The sequence below is a fragment of the Amycolatopsis sp. CA-126428 genome (assembly GCF_002904335.1).
Lineage (GTDB): Bacteria > Actinomycetota > Actinomycetes > Mycobacteriales > Pseudonocardiaceae > Amycolatopsis.
Genome location: NZ_PPHF01000188.1, coordinates 1 through 4,713 on the forward strand (window position 1 = coordinate 1; position 4,713 = coordinate 4,713).

General features: G+C 68.8%; 4 protein-coding genes. All 4 read right to left on the minus strand.

Features of this window, described 5'->3' with window-relative positions:
* A partial coding sequence (locus C2L58_RS48425; protein WP_199191785.1) for a hypothetical protein occupies positions 1-433 on the minus strand: 433 nt, incomplete at its 3' end.
* A gap of 155 nt (positions 434-588) precedes the next feature.
* Positions 589-729: a hypothetical protein gene (locus C2L58_RS49650; RefSeq protein WP_158264269.1), complete on the minus strand. Its 141-nt coding sequence runs from the start codon at positions 727-729 to the stop codon at positions 589-591.
* Positions 730-1,131: 402 nt separating this feature from the next.
* Positions 1,132-3,870, minus strand: coding sequence for a hypothetical protein (locus C2L58_RS48435; RefSeq protein ID WP_103344374.1), 2,739 nt, complete (start codon positions 3,868-3,870; stop codon positions 1,132-1,134).
* 411 nt (positions 3,871-4,281) lie between these two features.
* Positions 4,282-4,713 (minus strand): tetratricopeptide repeat protein (locus tag C2L58_RS48440; RefSeq protein ID WP_146073859.1); only part of this gene is annotated, 432 nt, incomplete at its 5' end.

Consider the following 4,713-nt stretch of genomic DNA (forward strand, 5'->3'; position numbering starts at 1 on the left):
TGACCGCTCCCATCCCCGGCAGCAGACCGGCGACTTTCAGCGCCTTTTCCGGCGACTCGCGCTTCCGGTCCGGAGACGGCTTGTCCTCCTTCGATGTCCGGTCCGGTTTTTCCGTGTTCCGGCCCTCGCTCGGCGCTTCCTTCTTCTGCTCACCGCCCCCTTTTTCGGCCTTGTCCTTGCTCGGGGCCGGCCCGGACTTCGGCTGCGCCCCGGCGTTCTTGGCCAATTTGCTCGCGGCGTCCGCCACTTTGAACACGCCCATGCCGGGAACCGCGCCCGCGGTCTTCATGGCGGAACCCGGATCGCCGCCATCGTTCGGAAGGGGCTTCGCCTCCGCGGCGGCGGCCCCGAGAATCCCGAAGGCCACCGACACGAAACCCCCGGAAAGGGTGTACATCACGGCACGGCCGAGGCCGGCCTCGTTGTCTCCCATATCTACCTCCCATCACTGGTGAGGGGGAGTGTGCGGCGGCCCGGTACAGACCCGGTGCATTCCGGGTACATCGCCGGGAAGCCGCCGCCGGATCAGTTCCTCACTCGCCCGCGCGGTGCCGCCTCGCGCCGGAACGCCAGCAGCGCGACGTCCGTTTACGGCGTCGCGGACGCGGGTGCTCGAATTTGCTGACCTGCCCGGAACGGCGAGCGCCGCTCTGCGGCGATGCAGCGACGAGCGACAGTGATGACGGCGGCCTGCCGGAGGCCGTCTTCGAAGGTGTAGGTCGAGGTCATGCGGGGAGCTTCGCCGCGGGCGCTGTCACCCACCAGAGATTTAGTCTGAGCTAAATCCACAATCGCTACTCTTCGTGTCCTGATAGCGCGAGCACATGAATACCGAAACCGCGGCCCCCGCGGGACGTTCCGCCGTCCCACCCCGACGCCCAGGCCGCGCCCAAGGTCCTGGAAGCGATCCGCGGCGGGTCGACTGGGTCAGGATCACCGGCCTGCTGCCGGCCAGCGACACCCGGAAATCGAAGACGACAGCGTGGCGGCCATGGCCGCCGCCTCCGTCAGCCTCGCCATGAGTTTCATCGGGCAGGCGGGCCTCGGCGAGGCCCGCGGCGCGATGTTCCAGAGCTCGCTCGGCCACATCTGCGTCTTTCCCCCCGGTGCCGGGTCCCGTCCTGGACGCGCTCAAGGGCAGGGCGCGCTGTCTTGGAAGCGGAAGGTGCAGACGGGGTTGGCGTCGACGGCGGTGATGTCGTTGATGGTGACGACGGCCAGCGGCCGGCCGGCCCCGTCGCGGCCGGCCCGGAAGTCGATCCGGCCCGACACGCCCTTGAAGCAGGCAGCGCTCATCGAGTCGGAGCAGTCGAACTCGCGGAACTCCTGGGCGACCGTCGCCCGGTTCGGGGCGAGCTTGCCCGCCTCGGGGACCGCCCGGAGCTTGTTGCGGTTCACGGCGGTGAGGTACAGCCCGGCCGCATCGTAGGCGGTCCCGACGCGCTCCCCGGTCCAGCGGCGGTTACCGCCGTGCGCGGCGAGTTCCGCCCCGAAAGCCTGCCAGCCGGCCGGCCGGTCGTCCCGCGGCGAGTACAGCCCTCTCAGCCCGGCGCAGAAGATGGTCAGCGGCCGCTGACCGTCCGGGTCGCTGCCCACGGCGGGCTTTCCCTCGGAGACGCAGGAACTGCCGGCGAGCACGACCCGGTTGGCCAGCGACACGTACCCGAGCGAAACGTTGGAGAACCGGTCGGACCGGCGGCTCTCACCCTGGGCGATGAACCGGGTCACCGCGTCGTCGCCGATGATGGTGGGCTTGCCGGTCGCCGGGCAGTCGTCGAGGACGTGGTTGAGGAAGTCGGTGAAGCCGGTCTCGCGGCCTGCGTAGAAGGCGACATCGTCCGCGCGGCAGTCGACCTCCACCGTCGACGGCGTGCGCCACTGGCGCAACCGGATCGACGAATGTCCGTGCGCGAGTTCGGCGAACCGGTCGCGCAGCGTGCTGAGGTACTGGTCGGGCTCCTGGACGAGGTCGGGGTGGTAGACGGTCACTGTCCGCCGGGTGGCCGCGGCGTACTCGGCGACCAGCCGTGCCTGCGGGCGGTTGCCCGCGACCATCTGGAAGTACAGCGGTGACAGTGCGGGCAACGAGTCCCCGGTCAGCGTCGTGGCCACGATGGGAATGCCGAACGCCCCGAGCGCGCCGATGGCGCTCTCGGTCTGGGTGACACTCCGTCCACCGCCCACGACACCCATCACCGTCGGGTCCCGCTCGGCGAGCGGCGCGATGAACCGATCGACCGTGCGCCGCGCATGCCGCATCTGGTAGCCACCGTTGGCGACCACGATCCGCAGCAGCGGGTTCAGGGCGTCCTCGGTGGAGTTGCCCACCGTGTTGTACTGCGACTGCTGGATCAGTAGCCCGGTCACCTCCTCCGCCTCGGCGTCGTCGGTGCCTTCCCGGGTGTCGGGATGGGTCAGTTCGGCGAAGTAGACCAGCGTGACGATCGAGCGGTCGGGGTTGGCGTCGTGCAGACGCTCCGCGATCTCGTTCTGCTCGAATACCGCCTCCTGGGCCTTGCGCAGCTTGCCCGTGCTGCCGAAGACGTACCCCCCGGCACTCACCCCGACGCATTCCCCGGTCTCCGGCATCAGGACGGCGCCGGCCTCGGGGAATCCGGCGACCCCGCACGGGTCGGGGGCGGGCGCCGGCAGCATCGCCATCGTGCTCACCCCCGCCCCGGCCAAGAGCAGCAGCACCGCGGCGACCACGGCCGGTTTGCGAGCGAACCAGGGGATCTTCCTCGGCTCCCAGTGCTGGCCACTGTCCGCGTCGTGGCCGGACGCCGGGTCTTCGCCGTCGAGCTGGATGACGAGGAACCGGGCTGCCGGCCGGAACTGCTGCCGTCGCCGTGGCAGATATTTCTTCCAGCCGGCAACGTCCTCCTTGATCGTGCGCACCGAGCCGGGTTTGACGTCAAGGCTGTCCGGGAGGTCCGTCGCGGTCGCGACCACCAGCAACGGGTCATGCTCGCCGGTCTGGTTGCGCACGTCGTTGATCAGGTGCAGGAGCTCCCAGCCGCCGTTGGCCTCGGTGATCCCGTGGAGGACGGCGGTGAGGTAGGCGGTGCGCCGCCACCGGCGCAGCCACCACGTGCGAGTGCCGTAGAACCGGCGCAGATCCCGCAGAAAGGCGCGGACCAGGAGCAGTTTCAGTTGTTCGAGATTCTCGTTCTCGCGGGCGTCGGTGGTGAGCCGCCGGGCGAACCCCAGAAAATCGGCGGAATGCTTGGGCACCATGAACCGCTGCCGCATCAGCCAACGTGGCTCACCGCCGCGAAGCCCCCGCAACCACAGCCACCGCCCGAACCGGGACAGCAGCCGCGGCATCAGCCTGGTCAGGTCGAGCGCCTTCTCCGGCGCCACCGCGGTCACCATGCGGCTGAGCAGTTCGGTGCCGTCGCCCTCGGGTGAGGTCGGGGCGTACCACTCGAGGAGCTTCGAGCGCAGCGGGGCCTGCTGGTTGCGTTCGAGCGTGGACTGGCGGTGCCGGGTCAGCCAGTCCACCAGGCGGAAAGTGTGGAACGGGATCTCCTTGCCCGCTCCGAACCGGTCCGAGCTCAGGTTCTTGACCAGGTGGTTGAGCAACGGCAGCACGGGACGGCCGTCCCCGGCGTCAACGGTGATCATGGCGGCGTCGACCGAGGCGGACGGGATCAGCCGTGACGGCACCCGGTCGAGCCGGGCCGGATCCGGGTTGAGCCGGGCGGCCAGTGCCTCGGCCACGGCTCCGGTGGCGCCCGGCTCGCCGATCAGGCACAGCAACGGCAGAGCCTGTTCCCCGCGCAGGTCCCGGTGTTTCTCGGACCACCTCCAGCGCGGGCGGTCGATCAGCTCGCGCACTTCCCGCAACAGCGGGTCGAGACCATTCATGTTCCGCCCTCCGACCGCTCGCGACGGCGCCCTCGATCAAGGAAAAGCACGGGCAGAGCGGACATGAACGGCAATAGCGGGAACTCCACCTGAATGGAGCAAGAAACGCCGACGCGGCCGGCATACGCCTCCGCCGAAGAACATGAAGATCCTTCATGGCGGCGTACCGCCGCTACGTACTACGCTGCGGTAACCACAGCGACGGCGCGGAGGGACGTTAATGGGACGTTAACCTGCGCCTGGCCGGCTTGCTCTGAGATTCGTCCAGGGAGGCGGCGCGTGGCGCTCAGTGGCGTGCGGCAAGTTCACGCTCAGGCGCGTCACCCTCCGTGGGTTACCGCCATCACGGTGTCTCTCGGCGCTGCCGTCCGAACGTCTGTGATGGCAGGCCCGTCGAGGCCATGTGGCATATCAGTCAGCCGTGTCTTCGCACGAGCGCCTCCACAGAGCGAGGTTCTGACGGGTGTTCAGCGTGTGAGGGTGATCAGGCCCCAGTACTCGAAGCTGATCAGCGAGTAGATCTCCGAACGATGTCACAGCACCGGCTAGGTCGCCCGCCTTCCCGCGCCAGCGAGCATGGTGACCGCGGGTATTCAGCGTCTGGGGATGATCGGGGCCAAGTACTTCCAGGTAGTCGGTGAGCAGCTCGTCGAACGCGGCCACCGCGCCGACCGGGTCACCGGCCTCCCCTCGCCAGCGAGCACAGTTGTGACGGGTGTTCAACGTGAGAGGGTGATGCGGGCCAAGTACTCGCAGGTAGTCGGTGAGCAGTGATGCGCCCCGGGTTCTGTGCAGGCTCTGATCCCAGGGAGGATGCAGAGCATGCCGGCACCGAAAAAGTAC

Excerpts from the sequence above, each read along its gene's own strand:
- C2L58_RS49650 (WP_158264269.1), bottom strand. The coding sequence starts at position 729 with ATGACCTCGACCTACACCTTCGAAGACGGCCTCCGGCAGGCCGCCGTC.
- C2L58_RS48435 (WP_103344374.1), bottom strand. The coding sequence starts at position 3,870 with ATGAATGGTCTCGACCCGCTGTTGCGGGAAGTGCGCGAGCTGATCGAC.